Origin of the sequence: Pseudomonas sp. BAV 4579, from assembly GCF_009765395.1 — a bacterium.
Classification (GTDB): Bacteria; Pseudomonadota; Gammaproteobacteria; order Pseudomonadales; family Pseudomonadaceae; genus Chryseomonas; species Chryseomonas aestiva.
The window spans coordinates 1-332 of the sequence record NZ_WHOV01000244.1; the positions used below are offsets into that span (position 1 = coordinate 1).

The following is a 332-nucleotide window of genomic DNA, read 5'->3' on the forward strand; positions in this document are numbered from 1 at the left end:
CGTTGGCCTCGTAGGTGCGCGGATCGATCTGATACAACTGCTGGCCGGCCTTGATGTCGGCCCCTTCGGTGAAACTGCGCTTGAGCAGGATGCCGCTCACCTGCGGCCGCACCTCGGCGATGCGGAAGGCGGAGGTACGCCCGGGCAATTCGTCGGTCAGGGTGACGGTGCGAGGCTGCATCGTCACTACCCCGACCTCCGCGGGCTTCTGCTGCTGTTGCTGTTGCTGTTGCTGCTGCTGGTCCTTGTTGTCCTGCTTGCCGCAGGCACCCAGGGCCAGGGCCACGGCCAGCAGGGCGGGAGCGAAAAAGGCATGCGCCGGCTTGATCTGC

At 66.0% G+C, this 332-nt stretch carries 1 pseudogene; it reads right to left on the minus strand.

The features are described 5' to 3' along the window. Positions 1-328: pseudogene (locus GSQ95_RS25715) on the minus strand (efflux transporter periplasmic adaptor subunit); the annotation flags it as partial. Between the last annotated feature and the right edge of the window lie 4 nt (positions 329-332).